This window comes from Mycolicibacter icosiumassiliensis (assembly GCF_900078685.2).
In the GTDB taxonomy this organism is placed as follows: Bacteria; Actinomycetota; Actinomycetes; order Mycobacteriales; family Mycobacteriaceae; genus Mycobacterium; species Mycobacterium icosiumassiliensis.
Genome location: NZ_LT546170.1, coordinates 212,878 through 232,441, shown reverse-complemented (window position 1 = coordinate 232,441; position 19,564 = coordinate 212,878). Strand labels below are relative to the sequence as shown.

Genomic DNA, 19,564 nt, shown 5'->3' with positions numbered 1-19,564 from the left:
CCGTGCTGCTGGCGATCGACGTCCGCAACACCCATACCGTCATCGGCCTGATCTCGGGTTCCGGTGACCACGGGAACGTCTTGCAGCAGTGGCGGATTCGGACCGAGGCGGAGATCACTGCCGACGAGCTGGCGCTGACTCTGGACGGACTTATCGGCGATGACGGTGAACAACTCACCGGTGCCGCCGCGCTGTCCACTGTGCCGTCGGTGCTGCACGAAGTTCGGCTGATGCTCGACCAGTACTGGCCCTCGATCCCCGCCGTGTTGATCGAGCCGGGTGTGCGCACCGGGATCCCGCTGCTGGTGGACAACCCCAAGGAAGTGGGGGCCGACCGGATCGTCAACGGGTTGGCCGCGTTTCACAAGTTCAAGACGGCGGCGATCGTCGTCGACTTCGGTTCGTCGATCTGCGTGGACGTGGTTTCAGCCAAGGGAGAATTCCTGGGCGGCGCCATCGCGCCCGGCGTCCAGATCTCGTCAGATGCCGCCGCTGCCCGCTCGGCGGGCCTGCGCCGAGTCGAACTCACCCGGCCGCGCTCGGTGATCGGTAAGAACACCGTCGAATGCATGCAGGCCGGCGCGATCTACGGGTTCGCCGGTCTGGTCGACGGTCTGGTTCGCCGGGTCCGCGAGGAGGCTGCCGGTGCCGGGGACGACGTGACCGTGGTCGCCACCGGACACTCCGCACCGTTATTGCTGGCCGATCTGGAAACGGTCGACCATCACGACGCCAATCTCACCCTGGACGGACTGCGGCTGGTGTTTGAACGCAACCGGGACAGTCAGCGGGGCAGGCTCCGCCCGGCGCGCTGAGCGCCGCCGGCTTTTCGTTCTGTTGCCCCTGTTCCTCTAAGCTGGCGGTTCGTGAGCTCCGCCGATGTATCCCCTGACACGCAAGACGAATCCGATCTCCCTGAGCAGTTCCGGATCCGCCGTGACAAGCGGGCTCGGCTGCTGGCCGAAGGCCGCGATCCCTACCCGGTGGCGGTGGACCGTACCCACACGCTTGCCCAGATCCGGGCCGCTTATCCCGACCTGGTCGCCGACACCGCCACCGGCGACGTCGTCGGCGTAGCGGGCCGGGTGGTATTCGCCCGCAACTCGGGCAAACTGTGCTTCGCGACCCTGCAGGAGGGCGACGGCACCCAGCTTCAGGTGATGATCAGCCTGGCCAGTGTCGGGGAGCAGGAGCTCGAGGCGTGGAAGGCCGACGTCGACCTCGGCGACATCGTCTATGTCCGCGGGGAGGTGATCAGCTCCCGCCGCGGCGAGCTGTCGGTATTGGCGGACTCCTGGCAGATGGCCTCCAAGTCGTTGCGGCCGCTGCCGGTCGCCCACAAGGAGATGAGCGAGGAATCGCGGGTTCGGCAGCGTTATGTCGACCTGATCGTCCGGCCGGAGGCGCGTATGGTGGCGCGCCAGCGTATCGCGGTCATTCGGGCGGTCCGCAACGCGCTTGAGCGTCGCGGATTCCTTGAGGTCGAAACACCGATGTTGCAGACATTGGCCGGTGGGGCGGCCGCCCGGCCTTTCGTCACCCATTCGAACGCCCTCGATGCGGACCTCTTCCTGAGAATCGCACCGGAACTGTTCCTGAAACGCTGCGTTGTCGGTGGGTTCGACCGGGTCTTCGAGCTGAATCGGGTGTTCCGGAATGAAGGCGCCGATTCCACGCATTCGCCCGAGTTTTCGATGCTGGAGACCTACCAGGCCTTCGGCACCTATGACGACTCGGCGGTGGCTACCCGCGAGATTATTCAAGAGGTCGCCGATGAGGTGATCGGGACACGTCAACTGCCGCTGCCGGACGGCAGCATCTATGACATTGACGGCGAATGGGCGACGGTTGAAATGTATCCATCGTTGTCGGCCGCACTCGGCGAAGAGATCACCCCGGGAACCCCGGTGGCCGATCTGTGGGCCATCGCGGAACGGCTCGGTGTGGAGATACCCAAAGACCGCGGCTACGGTCACGGCAAACTGGTCGAGGAACTCTGGGAACATGCTGTCGGCCATGAGTTGAGTGCTCCCACATTCGTTCGGGATTTCCCGGTCGAGACGACGCCACTGACCCGACAGCACCGCAGCATCGCGGGTGTCACCGAGAAGTGGGATCTCTATATGCGCGGTGTCGAACTGGCCACCGGCTATTCCGAGCTCATCGACCCGGTGGTGCAGCGCGACCGATTCGCCGCCCAGGCCCGCGCGGCGGCTGCCGGAGATGACGAGGCGATGGCGCTCGACGAGGATTTTCTGGCGGCGATGGAACATGCGATGCCGCCCTGCACAGGTACCGGAATGGGTATCGACCGCCTGTTGATGGTCTTGACGGGCCTATCAATTAGAGACACCGTTTTGTTTCCGATTGTTCGTCGTCAAGGCAACTGAACTGCCCCGAAGCCTGCTGTGTTGAAGCAAGCGTATTTTTATGGCAGATTAGTTGCAGAGGTCGAATACGGCTTTGCGCACCGATTGCGCGCACGAAAGCTAACCAAGGGGTACCAATGGCGAAAAAAGTGACCGTCACCTTGATCGATGATTTCGATGGTGAGGGTGCCGCCGACGAAACGGTCGAATTTGGCCTGGACGGGGTGACCTACGAGATCGACCTTTCGAGCAAGAATGCTACGAAACTGCGCGCAGAACTGAAGAAGTGGGCCGACTCCGGCCGTCGAGTCGGTGGCCGCCGGCGTGGCCGCTCCGGTGGCGGTCGCCGTGGAACCATCGACCGTGAGCAGAGCGCCGCGATCCGCGAATGGGCCCGCCGTAACGGCCACAATGTGTCGACCCGCGGACGTATCCCGGCCGACATCATCGACGCATTTCACGCCGCAACGTAACGGCCTAGGTTTCGCTGCTGGCGAATCTTGCCCCCGTCGGAACACATTCGGTGGGTTTGGACGTTGCTCCCTTGCGTCCGATGCCAGGTCTTTCGGGACGGGCCATCGGATGGTCGATTCAGTACGCACTGCAAGGCAGGTCACAGCGCGCTGCGCCGCCCACTAGAGTGGACGGTAGGCACGTCGGCCGAGCCGAGGCCGATCAAGTGCCGATCGCGAGGGAGAGCAGGTAGCCACCGATGTTCGAGAGATTTACCGACCGCGCCCGCAGGGTTGTCGTCCTGGCCCAAGAAGAGGCCCGGATGCTCAACCACAACTACATCGGGACCGAGCACATTCTGCTGGGCCTGATCCACGAGGGTGAAGGCGTAGCCGCCAAGTCGCTGGAGTCCCTGGGCATCTCTTTGGAAGGGGTGCGCAGCCAGGTCGAAGAGATTATCGGCCAGGGCCAGCAGGCGCCGTCCGGGCACATCCCGTTCACCCCGCGCGCCAAGAAGGTGCTCGAGCTGAGCCTGCGTGAGGCGCTGCAGCTCGGCCACAACTACATCGGCACCGAGCACATTCTGCTCGGCCTGATCCGTGAGGGTGAGGGCGTCGCCGCCCAGGTTCTGGTCAAGCTGGGTGCTGACCTGACCCGGGTTCGCCAGCAGGTGATTCAGCTGTTGAGTGGTTACCAGGGCAAGGAGACCGCGGAGGCCGGCACTGGGGGACGGGGCGGCGAGTCCGGCTCACCGTCCACCTCGCTGGTGCTCGACCAGTTCGGTCGCAACCTGACCGCGGCCGCCATGGAGGGCAAGCTCGACCCCGTCATCGGCCGCGAGAAGGAAATCGAGCGGGTCATGCAGGTGCTGAGCCGGCGCACCAAGAACAACCCGGTACTGATCGGTGAGCCCGGCGTCGGCAAGACCGCTGTCGTCGAGGGCCTGGCGCAGGCCATCGTGGCCGGCGAGGTCCCCGAGACGCTGAAGGACAAGCAGCTCTACACCCTGGACCTGGGTTCGCTGGTGGCCGGCAGCCGTTACCGCGGTGACTTCGAGGAGCGCCTGAAGAAGGTCCTCAAGGAGATCAACACCCGCGGCGACATCATCTTGTTCATCGACGAACTGCACACCCTGGTGGGTGCCGGTGCGGCCGAGGGCGCGATCGACGCGGCCTCGATCCTCAAGCCCAAGCTGGCCCGCGGTGAACTGCAGACCATCGGCGCCACGACTCTCGATGAGTACCGCAAGTACATCGAGAAGGACGCCGCACTGGAGCGCCGGTTCCAGCCCGTGCAGGTCGGTGAGCCCACCGTCGAGCACACCATCGAGATCCTCAAGGGCCTGCGGGACCGCTACGAAGCCCACCACCGGGTCTCGATCAGTGATTCGGCGATCGTCGCGGCGGCCACCTTGGCCGACCGCTACATCAACGACCGGTTCCTGCCGGACAAGGCGATCGACCTGATCGACGAGGCCGGTGCGCGGATGCGAATCCGCCGGATGACCGCGCCGCCGGACCTGCGCGAGTTCGACGAGAAGATCGCCGACGCACGCCGCGAGAAGGAGTCCGCGATCGACGCGCAGGACTTTGAGAAGGCGGCCAGCCTGCGGGACCGGGAGAAGCAACTCGTCGCGCAGCGCGCCGAGCGCGAAAAGCAATGGCGCTCCGGTGATTTGGACGTCGTGGCTGAGGTCGATGACGAGCAGATCGCCGAGGTGCTCGGCAACTGGACCGGTATCCCGGTGTTCAAGCTGACCGAGGCCGAGACCACCCGCCTGCTGCGCATGGAAGACGAGCTGCACAAGCGGATCATCGGCCAGGAAGACGCCGTCAAGGCGGTCAGCAAGGCCATCCGGCGTACCCGCGCCGGGCTCAAGGACCCGAAGCGGCCGTCGGGCTCGTTCATCTTCGCCGGCCCGTCCGGTGTCGGTAAGACCGAGCTGTCCAAGGCGCTCGCCGAGTTCCTGTTCGGCGACGACGACGCGCTCATCCAGATCGACATGGGAGAGTTCCACGACCGCTTCACCGCGTCGCGGCTGTTCGGTGCCCCGCCGGGCTACGTCGGCTACGAAGAGGGCGGTCAGCTGACCGAGAAGGTGCGGCGCAAGCCGTTCTCGGTGGTGCTGTTCGACGAGATCGAGAAGGCCCACGCCGAGATCTACAACAGCCTGTTGCAGGTTCTCGAGGACGGCCGGCTCACCGACGGGCAGGGCCGCACGGTGGACTTCAAGAACTGCGTGCTGATCTTCACCTCCAACCTGGGCACCTCCGACATCTCCAAGGCGGTCGGACTCGGGTTCACCCAGGGCGGCGGTGAGAACAATTACGAGCGGATGAAGCTCAAGGTCAACGACGAACTCAAGAAGCACTTCCGTCCGGAGTTCCTGAACCGTATCGATGACATCATCGTCTTCCACCAGCTCACCAAGGAAGAGATCATCGAGATGGTCGATCTGATGATCGGCCGGGTGGCCAAGCAGCTCAAGGCCAAGGACATGGACATCGCGCTGACCGACAAGGCCAAGTCCTTGCTGGCCAAGCGAGGCTTCGACCCGGTGTTGGGGGCGCGTCCGCTGCGGCGCACCATCCAGCGTGAGATCGAAGACCAGCTGTCGGAGAAGATCCTGTTCGAAGAGATCGGTCCCGGTCAGCTGGTCACCGTCGACGTCGACAACTGGGACGGCGAAGGTGCGCACGAGAACGTGGTGTTCACCTTTGCCGGTAGCCCGAAGCCGACGGCGGAGGCGTCCGATCTGGCTAAGGCAGCCGCGGAGTAACTGCTACTGAGTCGAAACGGGCGGCACCTGCACTGCAGGTGCCGCCCGTTTCGCGTTCAGCAGGTCTGTCAGCTGAGGCCTTGCCGCCAGAAGAAATGATGCACCATCCCGCTGGGGCTAGGGATCTGCTCAAGATGGAAACGGTCGAGGAGTTCATCGGGGCTCGCCCACAACCTTTCCCCGCGGCCGAGTTCGACCGGTGCCACCGCGACGTGCATCGTGTCGATGAGATCGGCGTCGAGGAACTCCCGAACTGTGGCCACGCCGCCGCCGATGCGCACGTCTTTGCCGTCAGCGGCAGATAATGCCCGCGCAAGTGCGTCCTCGGGGGAGGCGTCGAGGAAATGGAAGGTGGTGTCTCCCAGTGCGAAAGACGGTCGCACGTGGTGGGTGAGCACGAATACCGGTGTGCGGAAGGGGGGCTCATCGCCCCACCATCCTTGCCAGTCATAGTTCTCCCACGGCCCGCGCTGCGGACCGAATTTGTTGCGCCCCATGATCTCTGCGCCGATGTTGTAGGCCCAGTCGCGGGTGATGTAGTCATCGAGCCCCAAGCTCCCGCCGGGATCGGTCCGGTTGACCCAGTGCGCGGTGGCGCCTGCCCAGGACATCAAGTCCGCCGGATTGGCGTGACCGAACGGACGCTCGAGGCTTTGCCCTTCCCCGGCGCCGTATCCGTCGCTGGAAATGCTGAAGTTCTGCACACGGACCAGTTGTCGCATGGGTCCCTTCCTTGGTGCGCTATTCGGGGCTCGGGCTAGTGCTGGGTTGGCAGCAGGCCGAACGCCTGCTTGGCGACCTGCAGCATCCAGCTGCCGACGCTCTTGCCGTGGTCACGCGGCCAATTGAGTTGAAAGCTGACCACCCACGGTTGGCCGCCCCGATCGACGGCGTACCAGCTGAAGGTCAGGTCGCCGGGCAGACCGCCGGCTTTGGCGCCGATATAGGGCCAGTCGGTACGCGGCAGGTCGATGCCACGCACCGCGGACAGGATCTCCCGGACCGGTGCAGCCTTACCCACCGCGGCGGCCTGCAGTGCCACATGCACCCGGCAGATGTCCTCCGCGCTGCCATACCACTCGGCGCCGTAGGCCGAAGCCGGGATGTGCGCGCGAATCGGATCCGGCTCATAGGGCCGGGAATCGGCCTGCCGCAGCAGCTTTGCCCGCTCCTGCGGTGAGCCGTGCTGCCACTGCTCGCGCAGGTCGGGTTTGCCCCAGCCCACCGAAAACAGTTCGTACATGGTGGGAAACGGCGTCATGCTGGCCGGGTCATGGTGGCCGGCCGCAGCCAGTGCACGCTCGACGGCGCGGGTCCCTACCCGGCCGATGAGCAGATCAGTCGCCATGTTGTCGCTGGTGGCGATCATCTTCTCGGCAGCCCTGCGCACCGAAACCTGGGCGCCGTCGGGCAGCTCCTCCAGGCCGGACGAGCCGACCGCTTTGGCTCGGCCGGTGATGGTCAGCGGGTCCTCCCACGACACCGTCCCGGCTTTCACCTCGTTGGCCACCGCCAGCAGCACATACAACTTGAAGATCGATGCCAGCGGCAGGGATTGGGTGGTGTTGGCACCGGCGACCGGCTTACAGACGCCACCTTCGATCCGCGACGCCTGGTAGGAATACCGCGCGCCGGTCTTGTTCAGCACCGCATCGAGATCCTGCCAGGAGCCGATGGCCGGAGCCTCGGTGGTCGGTTTGAACAGGTCCACCATGCCGTTGTCATCGGTGCGGAGCCTGATGTCCTGCCGGGCGCCGTAAGAGGTGGTCAGGTGCAGGGTGGCCGCGCCGGCGCGAATATCGACGTTGTCGAGATGAAACGGCCTGTCCCACCACAGCGATTCCATGGTCGTGACTACTTGCTCGACCTTGTCCGGTGCAGCCAGGGTAGCCACCCCGATCGGACCGATCGGCCAATCGGAGTTCAGCATGTCCATGGTCTGCTTGGCACGCAGACCCGGCGGAGTCTTGGTCGAAATCGTCACGCCGCTGTCGGACCCGGCGTCGGCGGGCGCCGCCGGGGAAGGGGCGCAGCCGGCGGTCGCGGCGGCCAACGTCGCCGTCACCACCCAGGCGGCCAGCGGTCGCCTCATCGAGCTAGGCCTGTGCGGCGGTTCCGGCGACGTCAAGCACGACCTCGAACTCCAGCAACGATGCCCCGGTTGCGACCGGCTTGGCCCGCTGCCCGGCGTGGGCTTCGACGGCGGGCCCCTGCGCCCAGGCCTGGAACGCTTCGTCGGACTCCCAGTGCGTCACCACGAAGTAGCGGTCGTCGCCCTTGACGGGGCGCAGCAGCTGGAAGCCAAGAAAACCGGGCTGGTTCTCCACCGCGTGCGCGCGATTTGCAAACCGTTTCTCCAGTTCGGGCCCGGCGTCGGCGGGCACCTCGATTGCATTGATCTTCACCACTGACATGGGCCTAGGCTACCGTGCCCCGGGTGGGAATCGCGTCGACCGAGCTGCTGACCTATCGCGGTGGACACGGGGCGCCGCTGGTGCTGGTCCACGGACTGATGGGCCGTGGCACCACCTGGCCGCGGCAACTGCCGTGGCTGACCAGGCTGGGTGCGGTCTACACCTACGACGCCCCCTGGCACCGTGGTCGTGAGGTCGCCGACCCCCACCCGATCTCCACCGAACGCTTCGTCGCCGACCTGGCCGTCGCCGTCGAGCAGTTGCCGGGCCCGGTGCGGTTGATCGGGCACTCGATGGGCGGATTGCACTCGTGGTGCCTGGCGGCCCGGCACCCCGAGCTGGTCTCCGCACTGGTGGTGGAGGACATGGCGCCGGACTTCCAGGGCCGCACCACCGGCCCGTGGGAGCCGTGGGTGCATGCCCTGCCGGTGGAGTTCCCCAGCGCCGAGCAGGTGGTCGCCGAGTTCGGCGACATCGCCGGCCGGTACTTCCTGGAAGCCTTCGACCGCACCGAGACCGGCTGGCGGCTGCACGGCCGGCCCGAGTGGTGGTTGCAGATCGCCGCCGAGTGGGGCACCCGCGACTACTGGGAGCAGTGGCGGAACGTGCGCTGCGCGACATTGCTGATTGAGGCCGGCAACTCGGTGACCCCGCCGGGGCAGATGCGCGAGATGCACCGCATAGCATTCGAGAGCACCTATCTGCACGTCCCCGATGCGGGACACCTGGTACACGACGAGGCGCCGCAGCTCTACCGCGAGGCCGTCGAGTCGTTCCTGTCCTGACCGGGCAGCGCGAAGCGGCCGTCGGCGAGCTGTTCCACCAGGCCATCGCCCAGCAGGGAGGTCAGGGCGCGCTCGCGCTGCACCGCATCCACCGGCCAGGCCACGTCAAGATCGGCGCGTGTCACCGCAACGGCGCTGTCCCGCAACACATCCAATAAGCGTCCGCGGACCTGGCGGTCGGTGCCGGCATAGCGTTGGGCGGGACGCTTGGGTGCGGTTCCCGGCGGCGAACCGGCCAGCCGCCAGCTGCAGCTGTGCCGCAGCGGGCAGCCGGTACAGCGCGGCGAGCGGGCGGTGCACACGATGGCGCCCAGCTCCATCAGGGCCGCAGAGAATCGGGCGGCCTGGTCGGCTCCGGGCAGTAGAGCCTCAACGTCGTCGTGGTCGCGCTTCACCGACGGGGCCCCGGCGTCGGCCTGCCCGTGCACGGCCCGGGCCACCACCCGGCGCACGTTGGTGTCCACCACCGGAACCGGTTGGCGGTAGGCGAAACTGGCGACCGCCCTGGCGGTATAGCTGCCGATCCCGGGCAGCTGCTGCAGGACATCGACGTCGTCGGGCACCACGTCGGCGAAGTCCTGGGCGATCACGGTCGCGCATTCGTGGAGGCGTTTGGCGCGGCGGGGATAGCCGAGCTTGCCCCAGGCCCGCAGGACGTCGGCCTGGCTGGCGGCCGCCGTCGCCGACGGGGTCGGCCAGCGCGCCACCCAGTCCGGCCAGATCGGCAGCACTCGAGCGACCGGGGTCTGCTGCAGCATGAACTCGCTCACCAGGATCTGCCACGGCGTCACATCGCCCGCCCGCCACGGCAGATCGCGTTCGGCCATGGCGAACCAGCTGAGCAGATCGTCGACTGGCACGCTCACCGAGCGCTCGGCTCTGATCCCGTGCAGAATGTCGGGCATGCCCAATTCAAACCCGGTCTCAGCGTGGAAAGCACTCAAGGAGGGTAACGAGCGCTTCGTTGCCGGCGAGCCCAGCCATCCCAGCCAGGATGTCGCGCGGCGCGCCGCACTGGCCGCCGGTCAGAAGCCGACCGCGGTGGTGTTCGGCTGTGGGGACAGTCGGGTGGCCGCCGAGCTGATCTTCGATCAGGGCCTGGGCGACATGTTCGTGGTCCGCACCGCCGGCCACGTCATCGACTCGGCGGTGCTGGGCTCGATCGAGTTCGCGGTCGAGGTGCTCAATGTGCCGTTGATCGTCGTGCTCGGCCACGACAGCTGTGGCGCGGTCAAGGCGACGCTGGCCGCGTTGGACGACGGGGTCGTGCCGGGGGGCTATCTGCGCGACATCGTCGAACGGGTGACGCCGTCGATCCTGGTGGGCCGCCGCGACGGGCTCAGTGCCGTCGACGAGTTCGAGGCCCGGCACGTGGATGAGACGGTGGCGCAGCTGGCGAGCCGCTCCAAAGCGGTCGCGGAGCGTATCGAGGCCGGCTCGCTGGCGATTGTCGGCGCCACCTACCACCTGGCCGACGGACGGGTATCGGCGCGCAACCACCTGGGCGACATCGGGGACGTTACGTAGCTCAGCTCCCGTAAGGGAGCGTGTGAATGCGCTGTGAACACTTGACCGAAATTTGGACCCCAGCATAGTTTTGCTATGCGTTTAAGCGGCTAAAGATTGCCGCGCGCTTTTGGGAGAGGTTCAGTAATGAAGCACGTCGCATTGGGCATTGTCACTGGGGGAGCCGCCGCGGCGGCGTACTTCGGCTCCGCTATCGCCTACGCCGACGACCCGACAGGGTCGACCACTGGGACCGGGACCGAGTCGTGGTCACCGATCTACGGGACCGACTCGGCCACCTTGGTCCAGGTCCCGGGTTCGCAGTCGCTGGCCTGGGATCTGCCGGCCAGCTTCACCAATGGCAGCACCACGCTGACCGGGACGGACTACCTGGCGCCGTCGTCGGGCGGTTTCAACAACGAGTTCGTCACCAGCACCGGGGCGACCTACGACCAGGACCAGCTGTTCCCGGGGGTCACCAACCTGTACTACGACTCCGGCGTTTCCGGCGCCGCTCCGGTCGATGTTCTCAAGACGTCGTTCGGGGACTTCAATGCCTCGTCGTTGGCGTCGCTGTTCACCCCGACCACTCCTGCGCACTTCATCGACTCCGGCACAGCTCTGCAGGACGCCGGCCTCTACAGTGCGCTGGACCTGGGACCGGATGGCAAGAGTGGCTCCGAGCCGACGTGGACACCGACCTACGGCGACGTCAGCGAGGTGACCCCCAAGGCGGGCGGCGCGCCGGTGTGGGAGGTGCAGAACACCACCTTTACCCCCAGCACCGGTACGGCGCTCACCGGGACGGATTACCTGGCGCCGTCGTTGGGCGGGTACAACAACGACTTCGTCACCAGCACCGGGGCGACCTACGACCAGGATCAGCTGTTGCCGGGGGTTACCAACCTGTACTACGACGCCACCGCCGACGGCACCCCCGTCGACATTCTCAAGACGTCGTTCGGGGACTTCAACATCTCGTCGATGGCGTCGTGGTTTACCCCGGTCGACTACTCGGATGCCGTCGTGGCCACGCCGGACATGGACCTGACCGACGCGGGCCTGTACAGCGCGCTGGACCTTGGGCTGCCGACAACCTAGGCGGCCGGTCGATCGGTTCTGATCGACACACACATGAATGCCCCGGTTATGCCGGGGCATTCTGTGTGGCCGGCCCGAGTCGGCGCCGGACGCGGTGAATACTCGGGCGAGGTCACAACGCGGCTACGACACGCCGCGAAGGGTCGGACAACTGGCGGTGAGGTCGTCCTACCGTGAGAAGGTGCTCGATTTGGAACCGCAGGGTCCGCTGCCTTCGCAGATCTACTGGCGACGACGTGGCCTCGCGCTGGGCATTGCCCTCATCGTGATTGCAGTCGTGTCGGCCATCATCTTCGGCGTGGTCCATAGCAGCGCCGGTGCCGACAGTGCCGACGGGAAGAAGTCCACCGCCGCGCAGCACGCCAAGCCGCAGAACCCCTCGCCTGAAGAGGTCAAGACGCCGGTGGTGGCTCCCGCGGAGCAGGTGCCACCCCAAGCGCCGACCCCGACCGCCGCGGTGACCCCGCCTCCGGTGCTCAAGGAGGGCGACGACTGCCCCGACTCGACGCTGGCGGTCAAGGGTCTGACCGGTCCGCAGTACACGGTCGGTGAGCAGCCTCAGTTCACCATGGTCGTCACCAACATCGGTTTGGTGGCCTGCAAGCGGGACGTCGGTGCCGCGGTACTGGCTGCCTACGTCTACTCGCTGGACAACCAGCGGCTGTGGTCGAACCTGGACTGCGCGCCGTCCAACGAGACCCTGGTGAAGACCTTCGACCCCGGCGAGCAGGTGACCACCACGGTGACCTGGACCGGAATGGGTTCGGCGCCACAGTGCCCGCTGCCGCGGCAGCCGATCTGACCCGGGACCTACAACCTCGTCGTCCAACTCGGCAATCTGAGATCCGCGACGGTGCCATTCATGCTTGTCGAGCCTTCGCCGGAGGGACCGCCGCCGGGGCCGGAAGTGCCCCCGCCGGACGCGCCGCCACCGGGCAACTGAACGCCGGGTTGATTCGGCGGCCCAGCTTCAGGGGCTGTCGCTAGTTTCGATCCAGTAGCTGCGGCGGGGCCACATGACCGCCGCGTCGGTCGGCGATCTCGACCAGGTGGTGCAGCGCGGCAACGATGTTGGCGGCCGGCACGGTACGCAGGCCGCCCACGGTGGCCGGCGCGCCCGGGGGAGTCAGCGCGGTGGTGAATCCGAGCCGGGCCGCCTCGGCGAGCCGACGGTCCATCCCGCTGACCGGGCGCAGGTCGCCGAGGCGGCCCGGCTGATCCGCGTAGGCCGATGCCAGCGCGATGGCGACGGCCAGATCCGCGGACGGATCGGTCAACCGCATGCCGCCCACCGTGGACAGGTAGATGTCGCCGGCCCCGATCGGAAGTTCGGCGTGCTTGTCCAGTACTGCGGGGAGCAAGGCGGATGGGGTGTGGTCGATGCCACTGACCGCACGGCGCGGCGAGCCGCCCGCCGGCTTGGCCAGCAGTGCCTGCACTTCGCCGATCAACGGACGCTTGCCGTCCAGTGCGACGGTGATGGCGGTGCCGGGCACCGGCTCGCTGCGCTGCTCCAGGAAAAGACCGGACGGGTCGGCGATCCCCTCGATGCCGTCGTCGCGGAGCAGGAAACAGCCCACCTCGTCGGTAGCGCCGAAACGATTCTTGACCGCCCGCACCATCCGCAGCACCGAGTTGCGGTCCCCCTCGAAGTGCAGCACCACGTCGACGAGGTGCTCCAGTGAACGTGGGCCCGCGATCGCGCCGTCCTTGGTCACGTGTCCGACCAGGACCAGCGCCACATCGGCACTCTTGGCGGCCGCGGTCAGAGCGGCCGTCACAGCCCGAACCTGGGTGACCCCGCCGGCCACCCCGTCGGTGTCGGCGGCGGTCACGGTCTGCACCGAATCCACCACCACCAGGGTGGGCCGCACCGCCTCGATATGGCCCAGCACCGTCTGCAGGTCAGATTCGGAGGCCAGGTAGATCTCGTCGTGGGTGCATCCGGTGCGCTCGGCGCGCAGCCGGATCTGCCCCGCGGACTCCTCTCCGGAGACGTACAGCGCCCGGCGCCCCGCCAGTGCCCAGCGGTGCGCGACCTCGAGCAGCAGCGTGGATTTACCGACACCGGGATCGCCGGCCAACAGGGTGACCGAGCCGGGAACCACCCCGCCACCCAACACCCGGTCGAGTTCGGTGACACCGGTCGGCGCCGGCCGTGCTCGACCCGCCTCGATGGAGCTGATCGGCACCGCGGGCCGAGCCGGTGTCGCCGGCCGCAGCCCACCTGCCGGTGCGGCCGCTTCGCCTACCGGGTCGATGCCGCCCCAACTACCGCACTCCGGGCAGCGGCCCAGCCACTTCGCGGTGGTGTTCCCGCATTCCGAACAGCGAAAGAGCGAACGTGCCTTGGCCACTCGGCGACCGTATCGCCCGGGTCCGACAGTGCCGGCCGCGACGGGTGCGTCAGTGGTGCGAAAGCGGGCCGGCCGAGATCGGCACGTCCACGCGCACCTCGCCGGCCCTCTTGAAGGTGAAGGTGAAGTCGTAGGTCAGCCCGTTGCGAATCGCCTTGTCCAGGGTCACCGTCGCAGCGGCGGTGTTGGCGCTGGCCACCTCCGGCAGTGCCCGGGCGGCGGGAGCCGTCGGCAGGTCGGGGCCCGCCGGGGCGCTGAAGACCAGGACGCCGCCGACCGGCACGGTCTTGCTGCCGGTCGGTGACACCTTGCCGATCGAGGTCGTGATGTCGCTCAGCTCATCGTTGGCGTCGGCCGACTGGTTGCTGACCACGAACACCAGGTCGACGGTCTGGCCCGGCTCCAACGCGTCGCCGGTCTGCGTCGCCTGGATGCGCACGTCGCGCAGCGCCAGGTCGCCGACGGTGGCCGAGGCGCCGTTGACCGCAGAGGCCTGGTCAGCGGTCTGAGAGATCTGTCCGGTACCGCAGCCGGCCAGCGCCGCCGCCGCAATCAGCGCGATCGCAGCCTTGTTGAAGGCCCTGTTGAACGAGTTCACGTGTGGTCTCCTGCTCGGCTGTCGCGACTGGTGACTATGCACTGTAGTAGCAACGATCCGGTGGCGGTAGCGCAGGGTTACCGGTCGCCCATGACCCCCGTCGACCAGCCCTGATCAGGCTCCGATCAGGTTTGACCCAGCACGCTTCCGCCGCGATGTCAACCCCCCTGCTGGGGCCGCGGTGCCCCTGACCTGCACCGTTGGTGGTCGTGTGTTGTGGCGGCGTGTTAGCATGGGGTAGCGAAAGGGGCTCAAATCAGATGATCTTTAAGGTCGGAGACACCGTCGTATATCCACACCACGGTGCAGCGTTGATCGAGGCGATTGAAACCCGGACCATCAAAGGCGAGCAAAAGGACTATCTGGTCCTTAAGGTGGCGCAGGGCGACCTCACCGTTCGAGTTCCCGCTGAAAATGCCGAATATGTCGGTGTGCGTGACGTTGTCGGCCAGGAAGGCCTGGACAAGGTCTTCCAGGTGTTGCGTGCCCCGCACACCGAAGAACCGACCAACTGGTCGCGTCGTTACAAGGCCAACCTGGAGAAGCTCGCCTCCGGCGATGTGCACAAGGTAGCCGAGGTCGTTCGTGACCTGTGGCGCCGTGACCAGGAGCGCGGCCTGTCTGCCGGTGAGAAGCGGATGCTGGCCAAGGCACGTCAGATCCTCGTTGGTGAGCTGGCCCTGGCCGAGAACACCGATGATGCCAAGGCGGAGACCATCCTCGACGAGGTGCTGGCCGCGGCGTCCTGACCGCGACGTTCTCTGAGCGACCGGGGATCCGGTGCCAAGCACAGTAGCCGTGGTGCCGGCGGCCGGTTCAGGTGTGCGGCTGGGCGCCGGCATGCCCAAGGCGTTCTTTCTGCTGGGCGGCGTGACGCTGGTTGAGCGCGCCGTGGCAGGTCTGCGGGAGTCCGGGGTCATCGACCAGATCGTGGTCGCCGTGCCGCCGGACCGCACCGACGAGGCCAAATTGATCCTCGGTGGGACTGCCACCGTCGTCGCCGGCGGTGCCGATCGTGTCGATTCCGTTCGGTTGGCGTTGGCCAGCGCCGGAGAGCCCGATTTCGTGCTGGTCCACGACGCCGCCCGACCATTGACTCCGCCCGGACTGGTGGTCCGGGTGGTCGAGGCATTGCATGCCGGGTACCGAGCCGTCGTCCCGGCGCTTCCGGTCGCCGACACCATCAAGGCGGTCGACGCGAACGGAACAGTCCTGGGCACACCCGAGCGGGCCGGCCTGCGGGCCGTGCAGACCCCCCAGGGGTTCGCCGCGGACCTGCTGCTGCGGGCCTACCAGCAGGCCGGTGCGGGCACGCAGTTCACCGATGACGCCGCAATGGTCGAACATGTCGGCGGCCAGGTCCACACCGTCGAAGGCGATCCCTTGGCCTTCAAGATCACCACACCGCTGGATGCGGTGCTCGCCGAGGCCGTGGTGAACCGGTGAGTGCGCTGCCGAGGGTCGGGTTGGGCACCGACGTGCACCCGATCGAGCCGGGCCGGCCGTGCTGGCTGTTGGGGTTGCTGTTTCCCGACGCCGACGGCTGCGCCGGACACTCCGACGGCGACGTGGCCGCACACGCCCTGTGTGACGCGCTGCTGTCGGCGGCAGGGCTGGGGGACCTCGGGTCGGTGTTCGGCGTCGACGAGCCCCGCTGGGCACGAGTAACGGGCGCTGTGATGCTCGGCCACGTGCGCGAGCTGCTCGGCGAGAGCGGATTCGTGATCGGCAATGCCGCGGTGCAGGTCATCGGCAACCGGCCGAAGGTGGGGCCCCGCCGGGCCGAAGCGCAGCAGCTGCTGTCGGAATTGCTGGGCGCACCGGTCTCGGTGTCGGCCACAACAACCGACGGCCTGGGGCTCACCGGTCGGGGCGAGGGACTGGCCGCGGTGGCTACCGCGCTGGTAGTGCCTGCTTAAGCCGTCCGGCGGGAGCTAGCAGTTCCCGCCGAAGATGGCACCGATGATGCAGGTGGCGATGTCGCCGCCGACGGCGCGGATGCCGCCGGCGAGGTTGGTGCCCATGTCAGTGCCACCGTCGAGCAGTGCGGTGGACGCAGCCAGCGCAGCATCACTAGCTGCGCCAGCGGAGTCACCCGCCGCACCGTTGAGGACATCCCCGCCCGCCCCGGCGAAAAGCTCAGGATCGAGGTTCAGGTGCTCGCCCAGGTCGAAGGGCAGTGACCCCGCCGCCGAACCGGGTTCGTGCGCCCCCAGGCCGCTAAAAGCGTCGCTCGCCGCCGCTGAACCGGCGCCAGCGCCATCGCCAGCGGCGTTTGCACCGCTGGCGTTACCTGGGGAGGTAAAGAGGCTCATTGCCGGCTGGAGCATCATCGGCGCGTACATCGCCAACATCGGGGCCATCATCGCCATCTGCATACCGATCTGGGGACCCATCGCAGCCATACTGGCGGTGCTGGCGCTGGCGCCGGCGGTGCTGGCGCCCTGACTCATCTGGTCGGCCTGCTGCTCGGCTTGCTGTCGCTGTTGCTCGGCCTGGGCGTCCTGCATCGCCTCTTGCTGGCCCGGCGCCATCTCCTGCGCGGCGGGCGCAGCCGCCGGCTGCTCAGCCGGCACGGGAGTAACCGCAGCTACGACTTCTGCGGGCTGCGGCTGCTGCTGGTTGTTGTTGTTCGGCTCATCGGCGTATGCGGTTGCGCTACCTGCGAATGCGACCGCAGCCAAGAACGCTCCAGAGGCTGCCACCAGACGTTTACTCACTGCCGCAATATATGCCACGTCACACCCCCTGTCCACCGATACGGCAGGTAGTAGCCGTTCCTGGGAAGCCGCTGGTAATGCCGGGCGTGGCAGTCCGGGGCGCACCGCCCGGTAAGCTGGCCCGTCGTGACCGATCGCCCCAGCCTGCGGCTGCACGACACGGCAACCGGCGCCGTGCGTGAGTTTGTCCCGTTGCGGCCCGGTCAGGTGTCTATCTATCTATGCGGTGCCACCGTCCAGGCTGCGCCCCATATCGGCCATGTCCGCAGCGGCGTGGCGTTCGATGTACTGCGCCGGTGGCTCACCGCCCGCGGCTACGACGTCGCTTTTGTGCGCAACGTGACCGATATCGACGACAAGATCCTCACCAAGGCCGCTGCAGCGGGCCGGCCCTGGTGGGAGTGGGCCGCCACCCACGAGCGTGAGTTCACCGCGGCGTATGAGGCGCTGGGGGTGCTGCCACCGTCGGCCGAACCGCGTGCGACCGGGCACATCACCCAGATGGTCGAGCTGATCGAGCGCCTGATCGACTCGGGACACGCCTATGCCGGCGGCGGCGACGTGTACTTCGACGTGCTCAGCTACCCCGACTACGGCCAGCTGTCCGGTCATCGGATCGACGACGTGCATCAGGGCGAGGGGGTCGCCACCGGCAAGCGCGACCCGCGCGACTTCACGCTGTGGAAGGGCGCCAAGCCCGGTGAGCCCAGCTGGCCCACGCCGTGGGGCCCGGGCCGTCCGGGCTGGCACCTGGAGTGTTCGGCGATGGCCCGGACCTACCTCGGCCCCGAATTCGATATCCACTGCGGCGGGATGGATCTGGTCTTCCCGCACCATGAGAACGAGATCGCTCAGAGTCGCGCCGCCGGAGACGGATTCGCGAACTACTGGCTGCACAACGGCTGGGTCACCCTGGGCGGCGAGAAGATGAGCAAGTCGCTGGGCAATGTGCTGTCGATGTCGGCGGTGCTGCAACGGGTCCGGCCCGCCGAGCTGCGCTATTACCTGGGTAGTGCGCACTACCGGTCGATGCTCGAGTTCTCCGAGACCGCGCTGCGCGACGCCGTCAACGCCTATGTCGGCATCGAGGACTTCCTGCACCGGGTGCGCAGCCGGGTGGGCGCGGTGGTTCCCAGCACCTGGACGGACCGTTTCGCCGCCGCGCTCGACGATGACCTGTCGGTGCCGATTGCCCTGGCTGAGGTGCACCGGACGCGTGCGGAGGGCAACCGGGCGCTGGACTCCGGCGACCACGAGGGCGCTCTGGCCGCAGCCGGTGCGATCCGGGCGATGATGGACGTGTTGGGCTGCGACCCGCTCAACGAGCGCTGGGAATCGCGCGACGAGACCTCGGCGGCGCTGGCCGCAGTCGACGTCTTAGTGCGCGCCGAGTTGCAACGCCGGGAAACCGCTCGTGCGGAACGGGACTGGCAATTGGCAGATGAGATCCGCTGCAGGCTCAAAAATGCCGGTATCGACGTCACCGACACCGGGGATGGTCCGCAATGGTCACTACTGGTGGAGGGGTCTGAGTAGATGGCCGGAAATTCCAAGCGCAAGGGTGCGGTGCGCAAGCCGGGCACCAAGAAAGGGCCGACGGTCGGCTCTGGTGGCCAACGCCGCCGCGGGCTCGAAGGCCGCGGCGCTACCCCGCCGGCGCATCAGCGCGACTACCACCCCGCAGCCAAGGCGGCTAAGCGCGCGGCAAAGCAGCGCGCCTACCGCACCACCAAGCGCACCGATGAGAACGAGACCGTGCTGGGGCGCAACCCGGTTCTGGAGTGCCTGCGTGCCGGAATCCCGGCTACCGCGCTGTATGTGGCGCTGGGCGCCGAGGCCGATGAGCGCCTGACCGAATCAGTTACTCGGGCAGCCGATTCCGGATTGCCGATCCTGGAGGTGCCGCGGTCCGATCTGGACAAGATGACCACCAACGGTCTGCATCAGGGCATCGCGCTTGCGGTCCCGCCCTACAGCTACGCGCATCCCGACGACCTGATCGCGGCCGCGCGGCGCGATGTCGCGCCGCCGTTGCTGGTCGCACTGGACAACATCTCCGATCCGCGCAATCTCGGCGCCATCGTGCGGTCGGTCGCGGCGTTCGGCGGACACGGCGTGGTGATCCCGCAGCGTCGGTCGGCGTCGGTGACCGCGGTGGCCTGGCGCACCAGTGCCGGTGCGGCAGCGCGGGTTCCGATCGCGCGGGCATCCAATCTGAACCAAACGCTGAAAGCATGGGCAGATCGCGGCCTGCAGATCGTCGGGCTCGACGCCGGCGGCGAGACCATGGTCGATGAGTTGGACGGCACCAGCCCGATGGTGCTGGTCGTCGGTTCCGAGGGCAAGGGGCTGTCCCGACTGGTCCGGCAGAACTGCGACGCCATCGTGTCGATTCCGATGTCCGGGCCCACCGAGTCGCTCAATGCCTCGGTGGCCGCCGGGGTGGTGCTGGCCGAGATCGCCCGTCAGCGAAGGTGATTCG

19 protein-coding genes and 1 pseudogene are annotated in these 19,564 nt (G+C 67.2%); 13 read left to right on the top strand and 7 right to left on the bottom strand.

Annotation, left to right across the window (positions count from 1 at the left end):
• Nucleotides 1–2: 2 nt before the first annotated feature.
• From BN4346_RS43700 to clpC1, 4 genes are all read left to right on the top strand, one after another.
• Complete coding sequence (locus BN4346_RS43700) at nt 3–815, top strand: type III pantothenate kinase (RefSeq protein WP_067976466.1); 813 nt, start codon at nt 3–5, stop codon at nt 813–815.
• Between the two features lie 51 nt (nt 816–866).
• Nucleotides 867–2,390 carry a lysine--tRNA ligase gene (gene lysS / locus BN4346_RS43695; protein ID WP_067976464.1) on the top strand — a complete coding sequence of 508 codons (1,524 nt, stop codon included), beginning with the start codon at nt 867–869 and terminating at the stop codon, nt 2,388–2,390.
• 116 nt (nt 2,391–2,506) lie between these two features.
• Complete coding sequence (gene lsr2, locus BN4346_RS43690) at nt 2,507–2,842, top strand: histone-like nucleoid-structuring protein Lsr2 (RefSeq protein ID WP_067976462.1); 336 nt, start codon at nt 2,507–2,509, stop codon at nt 2,840–2,842.
• Nucleotides 2,843–3,081: 239 nt separating this feature from the next.
• Nucleotides 3,082–5,601 carry an ATP-dependent protease ATP-binding subunit ClpC gene (clpC1, locus tag BN4346_RS43685; RefSeq protein WP_067976460.1) on the top strand — a complete coding sequence of 840 codons (2,520 nt, stop codon included), beginning with the start codon at nt 3,082–3,084 and terminating at the stop codon, nt 5,599–5,601.
• A gap of 68 nt (nt 5,602–5,669) precedes the next feature.
• Here clpC1 and BN4346_RS43680 read toward each other — a convergent pair whose 3' ends face one another.
• The 3 genes from BN4346_RS43680 to mhuD are packed head-to-tail and all read right to left on the bottom strand — an operon-like array spanning nt 5,670 to nt 8,015.
• Nucleotides 5,670–6,323, bottom strand: coding sequence for a dihydrofolate reductase family protein (locus BN4346_RS43680; RefSeq protein ID WP_067976458.1), 654 nt, complete (start codon nt 6,321–6,323; stop codon nt 5,670–5,672).
• A 35-nt stretch (nt 6,324–6,358) separates the two neighbouring features.
• Nucleotides 6,359–7,693 carry a serine hydrolase gene (locus tag BN4346_RS43675; RefSeq protein ID WP_067976456.1) on the bottom strand — a complete coding sequence of 445 codons (1,335 nt, stop codon included), beginning with the start codon at nt 7,691–7,693 and terminating at the stop codon, nt 6,359–6,361.
• 4 nt (nt 7,694–7,697) lie between these two features.
• On the bottom strand, nt 7,698–8,015 hold the full coding sequence (gene mhuD / locus BN4346_RS43670; protein ID WP_024442369.1) for a mycobilin-forming heme oxygenase MhuD: 318 nt from the start codon (nt 8,013–8,015) through the stop codon (nt 7,698–7,700).
• A 23-nt stretch (nt 8,016–8,038) separates the two neighbouring features.
• On the opposite strand from mhuD, the gene BN4346_RS43665 reads away from it, so the two are divergent.
• Nucleotides 8,039–8,800, top strand: a complete 762-nt coding sequence (locus BN4346_RS43665; RefSeq protein WP_268811501.1) for an alpha/beta fold hydrolase — start codon at nt 8,039–8,041, stop codon at nt 8,798–8,800.
• Here the strand turns inward: BN4346_RS43665 and BN4346_RS43660 are convergent.
• A complete protein-coding gene (locus BN4346_RS43660; protein ID WP_067976453.1) occupies nt 8,767–9,705 on the bottom strand; it encodes an HhH-GPD family protein in 939 nt (312 codons plus the stop codon). The two genes, BN4346_RS43665 and BN4346_RS43660, sit on opposite strands and share 34 nt — an antisense overlap.
• Here BN4346_RS43660 and BN4346_RS43655 point away from each other — a divergent pair.
• The 3 genes and pseudogenes from BN4346_RS43655 to BN4346_RS43645 all read left to right on the top strand — a co-directional run bounded on the left by BN4346_RS43655 (nt 9,704) and on the right by BN4346_RS43645 (nt 12,350).
• Nucleotides 9,704–10,327, top strand: coding sequence for a carbonic anhydrase (locus BN4346_RS43655; protein ID WP_067976512.1), 624 nt, complete (start codon nt 9,704–9,706; stop codon nt 10,325–10,327). The genes BN4346_RS43660 and BN4346_RS43655 overlap by 2 nt on opposite strands.
• A 126-nt stretch (nt 10,328–10,453) precedes the next feature.
• The gene (locus BN4346_RS43650) at nt 10,454–11,407 is read left to right on the top strand and encodes a hypothetical protein (RefSeq protein ID WP_067976451.1); all 954 of its coding nucleotides are present in this window, start codon (nt 10,454–10,456) and stop codon (nt 11,405–11,407) included.
• 181 nt (nt 11,408–11,588) lie between these two features.
• Nucleotides 11,589–12,350: pseudogene (locus tag BN4346_RS43645) on the top strand (hypothetical protein).
• Between the two features lie 40 nt (nt 12,351–12,390).
• Here the strand turns inward: BN4346_RS43645 and radA are convergent.
• Nucleotides 12,391–13,764 carry a DNA repair protein RadA gene (gene radA, locus BN4346_RS43640; protein ID WP_067976449.1) on the bottom strand — a complete coding sequence of 458 codons (1,374 nt, stop codon included), beginning with the start codon at nt 13,762–13,764 and terminating at the stop codon, nt 12,391–12,393.
• Nucleotides 13,765–13,813: 49 nt separating this feature from the next.
• A complete protein-coding gene (locus BN4346_RS43635; protein WP_067976429.1) occupies nt 13,814–14,362 on the bottom strand; it encodes a hypothetical protein in 549 nt (182 codons plus the stop codon).
• A gap of 260 nt (nt 14,363–14,622) precedes the next feature.
• On the opposite strand from BN4346_RS43635, the gene carD reads away from it, so the two are divergent.
• From carD to ispF, 3 genes are read left to right on the top strand one after another with little or no spacing between them, the layout of a single operon-like run.
• The gene (gene carD, locus BN4346_RS43630; protein ID WP_013830798.1) at nt 14,623–15,111 is read left to right on the top strand and encodes an RNA polymerase-binding transcription factor CarD; all 489 of its coding nucleotides are present in this window, start codon (nt 14,623–14,625) and stop codon (nt 15,109–15,111) included.
• A gap of 31 nt (nt 15,112–15,142) precedes the next feature.
• On the top strand, nt 15,143–15,808 hold the full coding sequence (ispD, locus tag BN4346_RS43625) for a 2-C-methyl-D-erythritol 4-phosphate cytidylyltransferase (protein WP_067976431.1): 666 nt from the start codon (nt 15,143–15,145) through the stop codon (nt 15,806–15,808).
• Nucleotides 15,805–16,281 carry a 2-C-methyl-D-erythritol 2,4-cyclodiphosphate synthase gene (gene ispF, locus BN4346_RS43620; protein ID WP_067976433.1) on the top strand — a complete coding sequence of 159 codons (477 nt, stop codon included), beginning with the start codon at nt 15,805–15,807 and terminating at the stop codon, nt 16,279–16,281. The genes ispD and ispF overlap by 4 nt, the downstream gene beginning before the upstream one ends.
• Nucleotides 16,282–16,296: 15 nt before the next feature.
• Here the strand turns inward: ispF and BN4346_RS43615 are convergent, their stop codons facing one another.
• On the bottom strand, nt 16,297–17,082 hold the full coding sequence (locus BN4346_RS43615; RefSeq protein ID WP_067976435.1) for a hypothetical protein: 786 nt from the start codon (nt 17,080–17,082) through the stop codon (nt 16,297–16,299).
• Nucleotides 17,083–17,208: 126 nt separating this feature from the next.
• On the opposite strand from BN4346_RS43615, the gene cysS reads away from it, so the two are divergent.
• Both cysS and rlmB read left to right on the top strand, forming a co-directional pair.
• Nucleotides 17,209–18,618, top strand: coding sequence for a cysteine--tRNA ligase (cysS, locus tag BN4346_RS43610; protein ID WP_067976437.1), 1,410 nt, complete (start codon nt 17,209–17,211; stop codon nt 18,616–18,618).
• On the top strand, nt 18,619–19,560 hold the full coding sequence (rlmB, locus tag BN4346_RS43605) for a 23S rRNA (guanosine(2251)-2'-O)-methyltransferase RlmB (RefSeq protein WP_067976439.1): 942 nt from the start codon (nt 18,619–18,621) through the stop codon (nt 19,558–19,560).
• The last annotated feature ends 4 nt before the right edge of the window (nt 19,561–19,564 follow it).